We start from the raw sequence: 16,385 nt of genomic DNA on the forward strand, positions 1-16,385 counted from the left end.
CCGGGAACTGAGCCGGTATTCGATACCGGTCATCTTCGGTGACTTGAATATTAGGAGTCTTCCGAAAAACCCGAATTAAGGTATTCCTTAAATAGTACTCCGCCAATCGCGTTGCTGGTCGATCGGACCGTCTTTCAGGTAACTTGCCGGATCGTCGGGCTCGTCGAAGTACGCTGCAAGATACAAAGCCAGGTTATCGACATGGGCCTGCACCGCCTCCTGCGCCTTTACCACGTCCAGTTCCAGTTCGCGGCACAGGGCGACGATTTCGTCGCCGTCTTCGGCAAGCGCCATGGCGCCGCGCATGCGATGGGCGTGGTGGCGGAGCGCCTGCCATTCCCCGCTGCCCGCGGCGGCGGACAGCGCTGCAAAGTCCTCGCGCATGGTGTGCGCGAGCAGCGCCAGGCTGGCGGCGCTGTCAGGCCTGCGCGACAACTCGTCCTGCGGCTCGACGGATGGCGTCGCGCCGGCGGCATGCGCCGGCAGCACTGCCCGCAGGCACTCCGCAAGGGGCCCCAACAGGACGGGCTTTGACAGGTAGCGGTCCATGCCGGCTTCGATGCAGCGCTCGGCTTCTCCCTGCGCGATGCTCGCGGTCAGGCCCACGATCGGCACGGTGACCCCTCGCGCGCGCAGCCTGCGGCAAAGTTCGTTGCCGTCCATGCCCGGCATGTGGACGTCGGTCAGCACCAGGTCGAACCTGCGCTGCGGCCATAGCGCCAGCGCTGCTTCGCCACTATCCGCCAGCGTGGCGCGGCAGCCAAGGCGGTCGAGTTGCTGCTCCATCAGCAGCCGGTTATAGGGATGGTCGTCGACCACGAGGATCTCGAGGCCAAGCTGCGGGACGGGTTCCGCTGCCGAAACGACTGGCGGCGCGCTCGCCGGCGTCATGCCGGCGGCCAGGCACAGCGCGCGCATGATGCCGGCCTGGTGATAGGCGTTGACCACCCAGCTGCCGCCCACGAACTGCGGTTCGGCCGGACCATCGGCGCGTACGAACACCACGCCGGCGTAGCCCTCGGGAATGGCCGCGATACGCCGGGTGGCGACCAGCAGCACCATGCCGGCTTCCGGCGCCGGTCCGCCGCAGGCGATCGCCTTGCACCCCGCCGCACGCAGCGTCGCGATGGCATGGTTGCGGATCTCGTCGTCCTCGGTCAGCACGGCCACCGGCGGCAGCACCGGCTCCAGCGCCGGGCGCGGCCCCGCCGGCGGCAACCTCAGCAGGGCGCGGAACACGCTGCCCTTGCCGGGCTCGCTGTGCACCGACACGCTGCCATCCATCAGCGCGGCCAAGCGCCGACAGATCGACAAGCCCAGGCCCGTCCCGCCATAGCGCCTCGCGGTGGAGGGGTCAGCCTGCACGAATGGCTCGAACAGCTTTTCCTGCACCTCGGGCGCGATGCCTGGCCCGGTGTCCGCCACCTCGATCAGGAGGGCGACCGTGCCCGCCGCGTCGGCGGGACGCGGCACATCGGGCTGGTCACTCGCCGGGGCGCGTCGCAGGCGCACGATGACATGGCCAGAGGCCGTGAACTTCAGCGCGTTGCCGAGCAGGTTGCCAATGATCTGGCGCACCCGCACCGGGTCGCCGGACAGGCACGGCAGGCCAGGCTCGGGATAGCACGACAGGGCCAGGCCCTTTTGCAGCGCAAGCGGCGCGTGCCCGCGGACCGTCGATTCGAGCAGGTCGACCGGATCGAACGGCACGCTGTCCAGGTGCATCCGGCCGGCTTCCGCGCGCGAATAGTCGAGCAGGTCGTCCAGGATCTGCAGCAGGACCTGCGATGATGCCTGGATGGTCGACAGCATTTCGCGCTGGCCGTGCGCGAGGCTCGTCAGCGACAGCAGTTCCAGGGTGCCCAGCATGCCGTACAACGGCGTGCGGATCTCATGGCTCATGGTGGCCAGGAAACGCAATTTGGCGGCGCTGGCCTCGTCGGCGAGCTGGCGCGCCCGCGCCAGCTCGCGGTGCGCCTCGCGTTCTTCCGTGACGTCATGGATCGCGCACAGCAATGCGTCCTGGCCTTCGAAGCGGGTACGGCGGCCGACCACCAGCACGTCGCGCGCGGCGCCGGCGCCCGCCGGCACCCTGACTTCCAGCCGCACGGGCGTCTCGCCACGCTGCGCCAGCATCGCATCGAGCCACGGCCGGCCTTGCGTGCGGGCATCCAGCGGCAGCCATTGCGCCGCCAGCGCGTTCTCGGCCCGCACATGCGCGTCGGCGGTACGCACCACCCGCAAACCCACCGGCGCGGCCTGCATCACGGTCCGGTTGAAGCGCTCGCTGTCTTCGATGCGCTCGGCGTTGCGCTGCATCGGCACCAGGATCCGGTGACGGACCATGCGCGCGCCTTGCAGCACCGCGGCGATGCCAAGCCCGTAGAGCAGCAGCGCCGCCGCCAGCGCCAGTCCGTGGTCCGCCAGCGCCTGCGACAGCGGATAGGCGTAGGCCGCGCGCCAGCCCTGGCCGGGCGCGATGCTGCCGATCATCAAGCTGCCCTGCTCGAACCAGTAGCCCACGCCATGCTCGCTTCCGGCCAGCTCACGCGCGACGCGCTCGCTCAGGGCATGTGGCAGCAACCAGCCGGCATCGCGGCCCTGGAACAGCAGCTTGCCGCGTTCATCGAAGAATATGGCGCGCTTGCCGGCCACCGGCTCGCCTGCCGGAGTGGTCCCCGGCACGCCGCCCCCGCCCATCAGCGCGCGAACGGGAATGGCCGTCGCGGCATAGCCGAGCAGGGCTCCGGTGGCGTTGCGAACGGGAAGGAAGCAACTGAGCATGGGCTCTTGCCCGCTGATGTCCGGATAGGGTCCGGCCCACAGCGGCGTGCCGGCCGGCGTCGTGGCCGATGCCTCGCGGGTCCGGCGCGCCAGCGCCTTGGCCCAGTTGCTGACGGCATCGGCAACCAGCGGGCCGCTCAGCGGCAGCGCCGCCGGCAGCGCCGGGGTCACCAGCGCCTCGCTGCCGTCCGCCATCAGAAACACCGAGCGCACGCCTTGCGGCGCCGCACCCCAGTACGCGCGCTCGAAGATGGCAAAGCGGATCATGTGCGACACCGCCGCGGACCGCTCGGCGCCGGGCACCGGCGCGCCGCGCATCAGCGTCGCGGCATTGATCAGTCCGGGCGCATCGACTGCGCGCGCACTGCCCGCGGGCACGGCCATCAGCGAGGCTTCCAGCTCGGTCGCAGGCCGGTCGCTGCGCACCAGCCGGTACTCGGGGCCGGTGATCTTGGCCATGCGCCGGATAAAGTACTCGTGGGTCGCCTTGGCCGCGAGCACGGCGCCAAAGTGCTGGCGCGAGGCCCATGCCTGCTCCCATACCACGCGCTGGAACCGGCTATGCAGAAACAAGGCAAGACAGCCGCTGATCACCACGATGAGCAAGGCGGCGACAACGGCGAGAAGGCGACCGGGAAACTGCTTATTTGCGCGAGACAGCCAATTGGCCATTGGCGAAGCTCCTCCTCAGCAACTTGCCTGACGCCGCTCGGTGCCGGCGTTTGCCGGCACCCGTTGGCCAGTGAATTTGCCTACGGATTATGCATCAACATCCCGCTCTTCCCGGCCCTCAGCCGCACCGCGGCCGGCTGGGATGCCAGTGGACAATTCGCGGCCCTACGTCAGCGCGCCGCCGCCACGCACACCGCGTCGAGCACCGTCAACGCACTGGCCGGCTGCGACGCCTTGGGCGGCAGCGCATAGCGCAGCACGCACGAGGAATTGGCGTCGCTGCCCCATTTCACCAGCAGTTCGCCGCTGTCCTGCTTCAATCCGCGCACGATGATGCGCCCGCCCTGCCCCACGGTGCCGGCCGCCTGGCCCTGGGCATCGGTGACTTCCGCCCCGAACGGCAGCGGCGCCCCATCCGGGCCCATGACCCGCAGGATCGCGGCACGCCCGGGGTTATCGGTCTCGAACTTCATCTTCACGATGGCGCCCGCGGTGGGAGCCGTGTTCTGCTGCGTGGTCTTCAGCGCCACGCTGATCGGCAGCCCCTTGGGATCGATCTCGATCTGGTTGCTCGAGAACGGCGTCAGGCTCGGCACGATGGCGTGGCCCCACGGATCCACGCGCAGGCCGCTGCCGTTGGCCAGGCGCGCGCCGGCCGCGTCCGCGGCCTCGACGATGGCCATGGTGTCGCCGGGCATCGGCGTGAACGCCACGCCGCCGGCATACGCAACGATGCCGCCGCTGATGCCGAAGCCGGTCTGCGAGTAGTTGCGGCCCTTGCTGGCGCTGGCGGTGACGGTCGCAAAGGGCGACACATAGCCGACATTGGCGCCGACGGTGGCGGTGTCGACATTGTTGCCCCCGCCGGTGTAGCCCGCATTGACGCCGTAGGTGAACGCGTTGTCCTCGCCCAGCGTGCCGGTCACCGATTCCTGCAGCGAGGCGCCGCCAGTGGAGTCGTGGGACAAGCTGGTCATCGAGTGCGGCACATGCTGGCCGGTGCCGAGCGGGATGCCTACCGTGAGCATCACCCGGTTATCCCATTTGCCGGCGTTGACGTTGAACTGACGCGATGCCGACACCCCGTAGTTGATGCGCTTGTAGCTGTTGTTGTAGCCCGCCTGGAACTGGGTGTCGCTGCCGTTGCGGTTCCAGTAGTTCTGCGTGGACCCGGTCAGGTAGAACGAGCCGTAGCCCTGAGGCAGCATCTGGTTGATGGTGACTTGCAGCCGGCCGCGCTGGATGCCGCCCATGAACATGCCGGCGGCCATGCCGCGCTGCTCCAGGTCGCGCAGCGCCATGGCATCGGCCATGCTGAGATAGCCGCTGCTGGAGTACCGGTACGCGGCCAGCGTCAGGTTGGTATTGGTCGGCGCCACCAGCTTGCTGTATGACAGCCGCACGCTCTGGCCGTTGCGTTCGCCTGCGTCCTGCAAGGTGGTCCAGGCCTGCGTGATGTCGGCACCGAACGCACCCAGGTCCGTGTTCAACGCCCCGCCGCCCATCACGGCCGTGTAGTCCTGCGCCGCGATAAAGCCGCCATAGCCCGTCACCATATTGTTGATGCCGTGCTGGACCGTTGCCTGCATCATCATCGGCTGGCTGTGCAGCGAGACATTGCGATACTGCCCCACGGTAATGCTGTAGCGCGTGATGCCGGGGCGCAGCGCATTGACGGCCGCGGCATAGGGCAGGCGCGAGGTCCGCACGCTGCCGTCGGCTTCCGTGATCACCAGCTCCAGGTCGCCGCCGTATCCGGTCGGGTACAGGTCGGTGATCTCGAACGCGCCGGGCGCGACCGTGGTTTCGTAGATGATGTTGCCGCCCTGGCGCACCTGCACGCGGGCATTGCTGTTGGCAATGCCGCGCACGACCGGTGCATAGCCGCGCTGCGACTCCGGATACATGCGGTCGTCGCTGGCGACCTGCACGCCGCGAAAGCCGAAGCTGTCGAACAGCGCCCCGTCCGTATAGGCCTCGCCGATGACGAGCTGGCTGCGGATCGGCGCCAGCGAGCGCTGCAGGCTGGTCTGCACGCTCTGGTAGCGGCTGCCCTCGACATCGCCATGCGTCAGGTTGCCCACATGACGGAAGCGCCAGCCGCCGACATTGAAGCCGGCGTTCAGGCCGACGTAGCTTTGCGTGCTCGACAGGCCGCTCGTATCGGAGTGGTAGACGTTGGCGTTGTACTGCAGCCGCGCCGCGGTGACGCCCTCGTCCCAGTATTTGGGATCGACATAGCCGCGCGCCGTGCGCGACATGGCAATCTGCGGCACCGACACCTCCAGCCGCTGCTCGCCGTTGTCGAAGCTGGCGGTGGCATCGGGCACCAGCTCGGGCAGCGCCACGCAGCCCGCCACCAGTTTGGCCGAGGCCTCGGGCGACAGCTTCGACAGGTCTATGCCGATGCGCTCGACCGCGGCACGGTCAAAGCAGGGCTGCACGTTGCGGGTATCGGCGCCGACCTGGCGCAACGTCGCCTCGGCCCTGCCCAGCCAGAGGCCGTTCACATAGAGCTCCGCGCGATAGGTGCCCGGCAAGGCCACGTTGCCCTTGTTGAAGCGGCTCACATCGATGCGGACCCCGCCCGGCTGTTGCAGGAAGGTGTCGTTGAATTCCACTTCGGCGACCAGGGTCGAGCCGCCGGAATCGGGCGCCGCCCACGCGTGCACGCCGGCAAACAAGGACAACACCACCGCGCTGGCCGGACGCAGCCGCGACGGGAACGACGAGGTCTTCTGGGTTTTCATGGTCTATGCCGGATAACGGGCACTGCGCGGGCAAGACTTGCCCTTGCCGCCTGCGCGGCATCGTCAGTCGAAGGCTTGCAGCCTGGAAGATCGCCGGGCGCCGCCCGGCACAAGGTCAGCGCGGAGTTCAGCGCTAAAGGGCCTGGGCGCTGCCGCCGTCGAGCGCGGCTTCGCCGTGCGCGGAGCCGCCGTAATCATTGATGGTGTTGAAGCGCACCCTGGCGTCGGGGCCCTGCGCCACCTCGCCGGTCAGCGGGAAGCTCCTGGTTTCGCCCGGCCCGATCATGCCGCCGTCTTCATAGCGGGCGGTCCTGCCGCCAGCGGCCAGTTCGATCCTGGAGAATGAAACGTGATACGCGCTCGGGTTGCTGCCTTCCAGCGCAGGCTTGCCGCCCGACTGGACGATGCGCCAGCGAATCATGCCCGGGGCTTCGTCTGCCGTGCCCTTCAGGCCCGCAGGGCGGAAGAACAGCTTGATGCGGGAACGAAAGGCCAGCTGCAGCTTGTTGGCATCGGCCTGGTCCGGGCCTGGCTTGGGCGGGATCTCCAGCACGTTGAGCCAGAACACGGTTTCACGGTCCTGCGCCAGCGGCTCGCCGGTGTAAAGGATGCGCAGCGTCTGGCCCTTGCCGGGGTCGATGCGCGCCACCGGCGGCATGACGGTGAACGGCACCTCGATGGCTGCGGGCGCGGCCTTGGCATCGCCTTTGTCGATCCACACCTGCGTCAATGCGGGCGTCTTGCCTTCGTTGGTCAGCTTGATGGTGGTCTCGGTCTCCTGAGCGCGATAGATGACCCGCGTACCAGCGATGACCACAGAGGCCTGCGCGTACACTGCACTCAAGAGTCCCAGCGCAACAACGCCGGCGGAAATCAGGGACTTGATCTTCATATTCTTGATGGCAGCGGACGCCTGGTTCGGACGAACCGGCAACGGGGAGGGCCGCCAGAGGGGTTTACCGGCGCGACATCGGGTGGTGCAAGGTGCGGAGCGCGCCGGTATCACGCTGCGCACCTGGGACGCAGGGCTTACTCGTAGGCGATGGAGTACATCACGCTGGAGTTGGCGGCACCGGCCGTTGCCTGGCCGGTGGCGTAGTACTGCGCGTAGTACCACAGCGTGGCCGCGCCGTTGGTAAGCGGAACCGAATTCGAGTTCTGCGCCGCATCGGTGAAGCCGGCCTTGATCGGCGTGTTGGCGGTGCCGCCGTTCAGCAGGCGGATCTGCACGTTCTGGGCGCCGCCTGCGTCCAGGATCAGGTTGCCAGTGGCGGCGTCCGTGGTAGGGCCTGCCTCGAAGAACGTATGCACGTTGCCGGTGTTCGGCGTGCAGTTGGTCAGCGCAATATTGAACGGCGTTTGCCCCGCAACCTTGCCGATCCCGTTCAGGGTCGAGGCAGAAACCACCGGAAGTGTCACGGTGAAGTCATGGCTGTTCGTGCCGTTGCCGTTGATGGTGCAAGTCTGGGCGGTGATGTTGCCATTGAAGGTGATGGTGCCATCGGCGGCATGGGCAAACTGCGCGCCCATGGCGGTACCGGCGACGATCAGAGCGGCGAGAAGCTTGTGATGGGTCATGATGGGTGATTCAGAGGTTGGTAGGTCAATGGCTTGCGGATCCGGGGGATCCCGCCTTGCCCCGTGCTGCGTGCAACTGCCGATCAGGTTGTGCAGTTGCCGGCCGCCCCGGGGACAAGTGGAATATAGGGATGGCGCTTAATGCCACCAATCAGGCAAGCCTTAGATCTCGTTCGGAATTTTCCCTTTGACAGGCGCAGATAACGCCATGATGCGTTGACGCCACCGGAGCCCGTCCGGATGCCCGATCGGGGCGAGGCTGGCTTCAGGAGATGCCCGCGGCTGCGAGAGAGAGATGGCGCCTGGGCTGGAGCGCGGCAGCCAGGCGCAGACGGCTCCTTACGGGCCGCGCGGCTGCGCGGGCGTTGCGGCGCGTGTCAGGCCTGTCGCGGCAGACGCACCGAAACCGCCAGCCCGCGCGGCATCGCATTGCGGGCCCACACCGTGCCGCCATGCGAGGTGATGCCGGCGTGGGCAATGCTGAGCCCAAGCCCTGCGCCCGACGGATCGCCGGGGCCGCTGCGCACGCGATAGAACGGTTCGAACAGGCTGGCCAGCGCCTCGGCCGGCACGCCGGGTCCGCCGTCGACGATGTCAAGCCGGATCGCTTCCGCGTCGGCCTCCAGTGTCACACTCACCGGCACGGCCGGGTCGGTGTACCGGATGGCATTGCGCAGGATGTTCTCGATGGCGCTGCCCAGCGCCACGGCATCGGCGTCGAAGATCAGTTCGTCCGGCGCGGTCCAGTGGATTGCCACGTCGCGCGCCGCGGCCTCGAAGCGCGCGTCGGCGACGATCACGCCGACCAGTTCGGCAAGGTCGATGGGGCTGCGCACCGGCGCCATGGCATGCAGCCGCGCCAGCTGCAGCGTGCGCTCGACCAGCGCATCGAGCCGCCCGGTCTCGCGCTCGATGCGATCGAACTGCAGCGCGAGCGTGGCATCTCGCCGGCGCGCCAGCTCCAGCGACAGGCGCAGCCGCCCCAGCGGCGAGCGCAGCTCATGCGCAATATTGCGCAGCAGTTGCTCGCGCCAGTCCACCAGGCGCTGCAGCCGGTCCGCCATGGCGTCGAAATCGCGCGCGAGCTGCCCGAGTTCGTCGGCGCGGCGGGCCAGCACCGGCGGCGTGCGCGTGGCCAGGGCGCCATCGGCCAGCGCCTGCGTGGCTTCGCGCAAGCGCCGCACCGGGCCAGCCACGTGCCGCGTCAGGGCCCAGCACAGCGGCGCCGACACCGCCAGCGCGAACAGGCCGAGCGCCAGCGCCACCGGCGACAGGTGCAGCACCTCCCAGCGCGACGAATCGAAGGGCAGGAACAGCAGCAGCACCTCGCTGCCATCCGGCAGCGCGATCGGCTGCGGGTCCCACCATGACACGCGCGCGCCGGGCCGGGGGACATGCGCAACCGCATGGCCGATCATGCCCGCGCGCCACATCGGCACGATGCGGTCGGCGAGGTGGTTGCGCAGCCGTGTCGGCAGCTGCCGGCCCAGCATGTCCTGCAGCGCGTGGTCGACGATATAGACGTCCAGCGCCGAGTCATGCGAATCCATCGCCCGCAGCCAGCGCCGCAGCCCGGGACGCCCCTGGGTCCGCGCGACCTCGACCGCGTCCTGCGTCAGCGCGGCGGGGCTCAGGCCGTCGAGCGCCTCGAAGCGGTACCAGGCCACCGCCGCAGTCAGCGCCATGCCGATGCCGACGATCGCGGCCATGCCGAGCCAGAAGGTGAGGAAGTTGCGCCAGAACAGCGGCAGCGGAAACAGCGCGCGCACGCGCCGCCAGCCGTTCACGGCGCCTGCACCAGCAGATAGCCCTGGCCGCGCAGGTTGCGGATGCGCAGCGGCGACGTGGTGCCGTCGAGCGACAGCTTGCGGCGCAGCGCGCTGACGTGTGTGTCGAGGCTTCTGTCGTAGCGCTCGGGCGCACGTCCCAGCGCGAAGCGGCCGATTTCTTCGCGCGCGACCACCCTGCCCGCCGAGCGCATCAGGATTTCCAGCACGCGCTGCTCGGCGCCGGTCAGCGTGGACCGCGCCGCGCCGTGGATGGCTTCGCCGGAGGCCAGGTTCAGGCGCAGCGCGCCGGCCTCCAGCCACGGACTGGCGCCGGCGGCCGGCATCGCGCACTGGAAGCGGCGCAGCACGGCGTGCATGCGCGCGCGCAGTTCGCGCGGGCTGAAGGGCTTGCTCAGGTAGTCGTCGGCGCCCAGTTCCAGTCCGAGCACGCGGTCGGCCTCGTCGCCATGCGCGGTGAACATGATCACCGGCCGCTGCGAGCGCGCCCGGTGCAGCCGCAGCAGGTCCAGGCCATTGCCGTCGGGCAGCATCAGGTCCAGCAGCGCGACATCGTAGTCATTGCGGGCGAGCAGGGTCTCGCCCTGTTCGCGGGTGTGCGCCAGCGTGACGGTGCAGTGGTCGGGCTCCAGGTACTCGCGCAGCATCTGCGCCAGCTCAAGGTCATCGTCGATCAGCAGCACGCGCGCGGGCGGCGTGTGTGAGCACATCAGCATCAGCTTGCCGGGAGCCTGGCAGGCAAGTCGGTGGCAGCCGGTCCCCGGTTCCGTCAAGAAACGTCAAGAAAACAAAAGCTTTCCAAAGTGACTGGTAAGCAATTTGCATACACAATTCTAATATGAGAATGATTGTTATTTGCATGCAGTGGGGAAAATAATGAGGGACAGGCAGGCGGCCGCAAGCGGTTCGGCATTGATGGCGGCAGCACGGGCAATGGTTGGGGCGGCATCATCGGGTGGCATGCCGCGGGGCATTCCGCGGGGCCAATGGATGAAGGGTCTGGCAGCGGTCTGCGCAGCCTCGGGCATGGCGGGCGCCTGGGCCCAGGCGCAGGAATCCAAGGCGGAAGCTACCCTTGCCACCGTGGTGGTGACCGCGTCGGGCAGCGCGCAGGACATCCGCGATGCGCCCGCGTCGATCAGCGTGGTAACGCGCTCGGACCTGGAAAACAAGGCTTACCGCGACATCAATGACGCGCTGGTGGACGTGCCGGGCGTGATCGTCAGCGGCGGCGGCGACCGCACCGACATCAGCCTGCGCGGCATGGGCGCCAAGTACACACAGGTGCTGATCGACGGCAAGCGGCAGAGTTCGCGCGAGACCCGCACCAACTCCGATTCGTCCGGCGTCGAGAGCAGCTGGACCCCGCCGCTGGCCGCGATCGAGCGCATCGAGGTGGTGCGTGGCCCGATGTCCTCGCTGTATGGCTCCGATGCCATGGGCGGCGTGGTCAACATCATTACGCGCAAGGTGCCGAAGCAATGGACCGGCGAGCTGCGCGGCGATGCCACGCTGCAGCAGCACAGCGACTCGGGCAACCAGTACCAGGGCAACTTCTACCTGGCCGGACCGCTCAAGAGCGACCTGCTGGGGCTGCAGCTGTACGGCCAGAGCACGCACCGCATCGAGGACGACATCGATTACGGCTTCCGCGGCCGCCGCGCCGAGAGCCTGACCGCCAAGCTGGCGCTGACGCCCACGCGCCAGCACGACATCGTGTTCGAGGCCACCGGCATGCGCCAGCAGCGCAGCGAGACCGTGGGCAAGACCGTGCCGCCGCTGCCGCCCGGCACGCCGTGCCCGCGCACCGGCTGCCCAACCTCGTCCGAAACCGACTACCGCAGCGAAAAGTACGCGTTGTCGCATACCGGCCGCTGGGGCTTCGGCGTCTCCGACAGCTATATCCAGCAAGAGGAGTTCGACAACCGCAGCCGCCGGATGAAAATCAAGAACCTGAACGCGCGCACCAGCTGGGCCATGCCGCTGGGCAACCACATGCTGTCGGTCGGCGCCGAATACCTGAACCAGCGCCTGAACGACCAGACCGGCAATCAGATCGCGGGCGGCCCGAACCGGGTCGAGCGCTACCAGTGGGCCATGTTTGCCGAGGACGAATGGCGCCTGGCGCAGAGCTTTGCGCTGACCGGCGGCGTGCGCATGGACCATGACCAGAACTTCGGCCAGCACTACAGCCCGCGCCTGTATGGCGTCTGGCACGCGGCCGAGCGCTGGACCGTCAAGGGCGGCGTGTCCACCGGCTTCCGCGCGCCGGACCTGCGCCAGACCGTGGCCGGCTGGGGCCAGACCAGCCGCGGCGGCAACATGTACGGCAATCCGGACCTGAAGCCCGAGACCATGGTGTCGCAGGAACTGGGCCTGCTCTACGACAAGGGCAACGGCCTGCAGGCCGGCGTGACGCTGTTCAACAATGACTTCAAGGACAAGATCACGCGCGTGGCCTGCCCGCTTATGCAATGCACCGACGGGCCCAACCAGTTCGGCGCGGCCCCGACCACGTACATGAACGTGGACCGCGCCTACTCGCGCGGCGTGGAAGCCAGCCTGCGCTGGCCCATCGCGCAGGCGTGGTCGCTGACCGGCAGCTATACCTACACCCGCTCGGAACAGAAGTCCGGCCAGTACCAGGGCCAGCCGCTGAACCAACTGCCGATGCACCTGCTGGTGGCCACGCTGAACTGGAGCCCGTCGGAAAAGCTCAACGCCTGGGCGCGCGTCAACTACCGCGGCAAGGAAAGCCAGCCGATCACCGGACCGTCGTCCAGCACCGTGGTTGCGCCGTCATACACCTTTGTCGACCTGGGTGCGACCTATGCACTGACCAAGAACGTTTCGGTGTTCGCCGGCATCTACAACCTGTTCGACAAGCAGGTGAACTACACCGACTACGGCTATGTCGAGGACGGCCGACGCTACTGGATGAGTGTGGCGGTCAAGTTTTGAAGGATGGGTTTTGGGGTTGTGGCACGGAACGCGTCGCCGCTCGCTTGGCGCTGACAGGTCTCGGCCTCCGAGGCTGTTGAAGGCTCGACTTCGTTGAGGCTCCCGCCCTCTCCCCCGCCCCTCTCCCGCAAGCGGGAGAGGGGAGAAAACAAGCGGGAAGCGAAAATCCCTTGCGCTCGCCTGCGACAACGCGTGCGAGCGCAGCGACGCACTCCGTGCCAGAGCAATAGACCTGAGATAGGGCGCGCGCGCAGCGCAGCCGAAGGCGTCCCACCAATAACGCCGTTAGTAGGCTGCCACCGACCTAAAGTCGGGTTCGTCCATCCGACCTTGGACGCCAGGCACCTCCCGGTAGCGTCAGGAGGGTCGAACCACCACCAGCACGACCGCAAGTCACAACCGCCAGAACCACCAACGCCGCCTTAGCCAGCCGCTTAGGCGACGCGCTTTTTGGTTACTTATATGAACGCGCCCGGTTTGCAAGATAACGCCAACATCAGGCGGGACAGGATTGGCTGCAGACTTATATCCGGCCTTGCGGTGCAGGCCACGCCTGCGGGCCCTGATGGATTTCGCCGGGAGTGTCCCTATCTTTTTGCCGTGCTTGCCGCACCAGTAACCAATTGGGCTTGCACTCCCGCGGTCCAACCTGTTTTGCCATCACGCTGACATTACCGTCGCAACCTGTGGACGGATTCTTCCTTGCTTGCTCAGCCTGCCATCAGGCAGGCCTGACCGAGACGTAGTCTCGGTCATAGGTCCGCTCGTGGGCCAACAGCGCCCAGACCGTGCGTACCGTCTTGTTGGCCATGGCAACCGCCACGACGTTAGTGGGGCGTTTCTGGGCCAATGCCTGGCTCCAGCCACCCTGGTTCTTGCGTCGCAGATGGCTCAGCACCGTCCGTGCGCCGTGGATGAGCAAGGTGCGCAGGTAGGGATTGCCGCGTTTGCTGATGCCACCCAGTCGGACCTTGCCGCCGGTACCGGTCTGCTTGGGCACTAGACCCAGGAATGCCGCCAGCTGCCGCCCGGACTTGAACGTGCGCGCTTCACCGATCGTCGCCACCAAGGCCGTGGCAGTGAGCATCCCTATGCCAGGGATGGCGCTGATAGTCTGACAGGCGCGATCCTGACGACCCCAGGCAGTGATCTGACGGTCGTACTCGGCAATCTCACGGTCCAGACTCTCCAGGCTGCGCAACTGCTGATGTACGGCCTCGAACAGCGTCGGCGGTACGCGAGACTCGATCTCCGGCAGACGTTGCACGATCTCGTCGAGCCCGGCCTGGCGGCCGCGTCGGAAGTGGATGCCGAATTCAACCAGCATGCCTCGCAACTGGTTGACCAGCATCGTTCGCATCTTGATGCGCAGCGAACGCATGGCATGCACCGCCAGCACGCACTGCTGGGTTTCGGACTTTGGCGCCACCTCGCGCATGCCCGGCTGTTGCGCTGCAGTCCAGATTGCCTTCGCATCGGCCGCATCGGTTTTATTGGTCTGCACGAACGGGCGCACATAGCGCGCGTGCAGCAGCACCGGCTTGTGGCCCAAGCCCTGCAACTGACGCGCCCACCAATGCGCGCTCGCGCACGCTTCCAGCGCTACCCGTCCCGGCTCGCGCTTGGCCAGGAACTCGATCAGCTTCGTACGGTTGAAGCGGCGGTTGCAACACTTGCCGGAAGGCTCGACCCAATAGAGCTGGAAGACAGTCTTTGCAATGTCGAGGCCGTAAGTCGTAGTATTCATCTCGGGTCCCTCCATCCTCGCGTGGTTGCTCACACTCCCACTCTGGCACATCGATGCCGTTTCGTGATGGGGGGACCCGCCTACCCTTCACGTTCCCCAGATGTCACAACTTGAATTGCCGGCGCCTTTAATCGGAGCGGGCCGGGGCGCGTTCATTCCATCTTTTTGGCGCTCGGCCAAAAAGTGACCCGCCCAGCAGGGCGGAACCAGGCGGTTCAAAAGCCGACAGCATGTCACCAACAGCAACCAACCCCCCGTGAGCAACGGTACGCTCACCAAGAAGCCCCCACATCCCCCGCCCGGCACGTTGCCGGCACCTCTCCATAGCGCGCCATCAACGCACCAGCCACCGCATTGGTCCACCCAAACCCGTCCTGCAGCGGATACTCGCCGCCGCCCCCTCCGTGGGCGGCGCCTTCGATACGCCGGATGCGGTATTTCTCGACCAGCTTGCATTCGTGCGTGTACAGGCTGGCCACGGTGGCCAGCCAGCGCTGCGCAATTTCGCGCGCCAGCGCCTCGTGGCCATAGCGCTCCAGGCCGCCCACCGCCAGCCACTGCAGCGGCGCCCAGCCGTTGGGCTGGTCCCATTGCTGGCCCGAGGCGCATTCCGTCGTGGCCAGGCCACCGTCGACCAGCAGCCGCGCCTGCACCGCCTGCGCCACCGCCTGGGCCTGCTGCGGACTGGCCAGGCCGAGATAGAGCGGCATCACGGTGGCCGCGGTCAGGTACTGGCGCGGCGCGGCGCGGCACCAGTCGTAGTCGACGAAGACGCCGGCGGCGCCGTCCCACAGGTATTGCAGGATGGCCGCCTCGCGCCGCTGCGCCGCGGCGCGGTAGGCCTGCGCCGCGGCATCGCCGGCCTGCTCGCACAGCGCCGCAAGCCGCGTTTCCAGGTGCCACAGCAGCGCATTGAGGTCGACCGGCAGCATCGCCGTGGCGCGGATGGTGGCGAGGTCAGCGGGCTGGCCGGCGCGCGGGTCAGGTGCATCCAGCCAGCGCGAACTGAAGTCCCATCCCGACTCCGCCGCGGCGCGCAGGTCGCGGAACACCATATGGTGCGGGCGGCCGCTGCGCAGCGCGGTCTCCATGTCCTCCAAAAAAGCCTCCTCGCGGGGCCATGGGCGGTCGTCCCTGAAGCGGTTGAGCAGCGCGCCGTCGGGCAGGCAGACCACGCGGCGGTGCGCATGGCCGGCACACAGGCCGTCGGCGCCATCCATCCAGAACGCGTATTCGCGGCGCAGCTGCGGCAGGAAGTCGAGCGCGCTGGCGAGTCGCTCGCGTTCGAGCAGGTCCACCATCAGCGCAAACACGGGCGGCTGCGAGCGGCTCAGGTAGTAGTTGCGGGTGCCGTTCGGCACCAGGCCGTAAGTGTCGATCAGGTAGGCGAAATTCCGCGTCATCTCCACCATCAGGTCGCCATGCCCGCTGCGGGCGAGCCCGTGCATGGTGAAGTAGGAATCCCAGTAATAGAGTTCACCGAAGCGCCCGCCCGGCACCACGTAGCGGTGCGGCAGCGGCAACAGCGACGACAGCGGCGGATGGGCGACGGGCGCGCGCGTCAGCACCGGCCACAGGCCGTCGATATGCTCGCGCAGGGTGCTGTCGGGATCGGACACGTAGTGGCTGTCCGGCACGGTGGCGCGGGTGAAATGCGCCTGCACGAAATCCGCCAGCGAGAAGCCGGGCGTGTCGCGCGTCTCGCGATAGCGCGCCACAATCAGGTCGGGGTCGCAGTTGGGGATGCAGTCCGGGAAGGTCTTGCTGTCGGCGAACAGGCCGCTGTGCTGGACGTCGACGAACAGCTCGCAATAGCGCGCCGCGGGCGACAGCATGTCGGCGCAGGCGCAGCCCGGCAGCGCGTGCGGCGGCGGGCAGTCGCGGTGCGTGATCAAACCGGGCTGCGCCGCCCTGTGGATCTTGCCGGGCGCCGCGGCGGGCCCGGCCACGGCGCCGGCGCCGTCGGGCGTGGCCGGAGCGCTGCGCGGCACCGTGCTGCCGCTTGCGGCGGCGGGTGACGGCGGCACCGCGGAATCGGTATCAGGCTTTCCGGTCGGCCGCATGGACGCCTCCTTTTACCGGCCGCGGCCGGCTCCGATGGTTTAG

Annotated in this window: 9 protein-coding genes; 1 reads left to right on the plus strand and 8 read right to left on the minus strand. The window is 67.8% G+C overall.

Features of this window, described 5'->3' with window-relative positions; genetic code table 11:
* Nucleotides 1-87 precede the first annotated feature (87 nt).
* The 6 genes from RALTA_RS24285 to RALTA_RS24310 form a co-directional block, all read right to left on the minus strand.
* Nucleotides 88-3,357 (minus strand): hybrid sensor histidine kinase/response regulator, encoded by a 3,270-nt coding sequence (locus tag RALTA_RS24285; protein WP_242405280.1) that lies wholly within the window; start codon nucleotides 3,355-3,357, stop codon nucleotides 88-90.
* 269 nt (nucleotides 3,358-3,626) lie between these two features.
* Nucleotides 3,627-6,206: a fimbria/pilus outer membrane usher protein gene (locus tag RALTA_RS24290; protein ID WP_012356606.1), complete on the minus strand. Its 2,580-nt coding sequence runs from the start codon at nucleotides 6,204-6,206 to the stop codon at nucleotides 3,627-3,629.
* A gap of 133 nt (nucleotides 6,207-6,339) precedes the next feature.
* Complete coding sequence (locus RALTA_RS24295; protein WP_012356607.1) at nucleotides 6,340-7,098, minus strand: fimbria/pilus periplasmic chaperone; 759 nt, start codon at nucleotides 7,096-7,098, stop codon at nucleotides 6,340-6,342.
* A gap of 137 nt (nucleotides 7,099-7,235) precedes the next feature.
* Complete coding sequence (locus RALTA_RS24300; protein ID WP_012356608.1) at nucleotides 7,236-7,784, minus strand: fimbrial protein; 549 nt, start codon at nucleotides 7,782-7,784, stop codon at nucleotides 7,236-7,238.
* Nucleotides 7,785-8,161: 377 nt separating this feature from the next.
* Nucleotides 8,162-9,571: a sensor histidine kinase gene (locus RALTA_RS24305; protein ID WP_012356609.1), complete on the minus strand. Its 1,410-nt coding sequence runs from the start codon at nucleotides 9,569-9,571 to the stop codon at nucleotides 8,162-8,164.
* Nucleotides 9,568-10,287 (minus strand): response regulator transcription factor, encoded by a 720-nt coding sequence (locus RALTA_RS24310; RefSeq protein ID WP_012356610.1) that lies wholly within the window; start codon nucleotides 10,285-10,287, stop codon nucleotides 9,568-9,570. The genes RALTA_RS24305 and RALTA_RS24310 overlap by 4 nt, the downstream gene beginning before the upstream one ends.
* Nucleotides 10,288-10,561: 274 nt before the next feature.
* Here RALTA_RS24310 and RALTA_RS24315 point away from each other — a divergent pair, with 274 nt between their 5' ends.
* Entirely contained in the window at nucleotides 10,562-12,532 is a 1,971-nt protein-coding gene (locus RALTA_RS24315; protein ID WP_012356611.1) for a ligand-gated channel protein, read from the plus strand.
* Between the two features lie 721 nt (nucleotides 12,533-13,253).
* Here RALTA_RS24315 and RALTA_RS24320 read toward each other — a convergent pair.
* Together RALTA_RS24320 and treF are read right to left on the minus strand one after the other, a co-directional pair.
* Complete coding sequence (locus tag RALTA_RS24320; protein WP_012356612.1) at nucleotides 13,254-14,279, minus strand: IS110-like element ISRta3 family transposase; 1,026 nt, start codon at nucleotides 14,277-14,279, stop codon at nucleotides 13,254-13,256.
* Between the two features lie 272 nt (nucleotides 14,280-14,551).
* Nucleotides 14,552-16,342, minus strand: a complete 1,791-nt coding sequence (gene treF / locus RALTA_RS24325) for an alpha,alpha-trehalase TreF (RefSeq protein WP_012356613.1) — start codon at nucleotides 16,340-16,342, stop codon at nucleotides 14,552-14,554.
* Between the last annotated feature and the right edge of the window lie 43 nt (nucleotides 16,343-16,385).

This window comes from Cupriavidus taiwanensis LMG 19424, from assembly GCF_000069785.1.
GTDB classification, from domain to species: Bacteria; Pseudomonadota; Gammaproteobacteria; order Burkholderiales; family Burkholderiaceae; genus Cupriavidus; species Cupriavidus taiwanensis.

What these genes read in the sequence shown, in the direction of transcription:
- RALTA_RS24290 (WP_012356606.1), bottom strand. Translation starts at nt 6,206, where the DNA reads ATGAAAACCCAGAAGACCTCGTCGTTCCCGTCGCGGCTGCGTCCGGCC.
- RALTA_RS24295 (WP_012356607.1), bottom strand. Translation starts at nt 7,098, where the DNA reads ATGAAGATCAAGTCCCTGATTTCCGCCGGCGTTGTTGCGCTGGGACTC.
- RALTA_RS24300 (WP_012356608.1), bottom strand. Translation starts at nt 7,784, where the DNA reads ATGACCCATCACAAGCTTCTCGCCGCTCTGATCGTCGCCGGTACCGCC.
- RALTA_RS24310 (WP_012356610.1), bottom strand. Translation starts at nt 10,287, where the DNA reads ATGCTGATGTGCTCACACACGCCGCCCGCGCGCGTGCTGCTGATCGAC.
- RALTA_RS24315 (WP_012356611.1), top strand. Translation starts at nt 10,562, where the DNA reads ATGAAGGGTCTGGCAGCGGTCTGCGCAGCCTCGGGCATGGCGGGCGCC.
- RALTA_RS24320 (WP_012356612.1), bottom strand. Translation starts at nt 14,279, where the DNA reads ATGAATACTACGACTTACGGCCTCGACATTGCAAAGACTGTCTTCCAG.
- treF (WP_012356613.1), bottom strand. Translation starts at nt 16,342, where the DNA reads ATGCGGCCGACCGGAAAGCCTGATACCGATTCCGCGGTGCCGCCGTCA.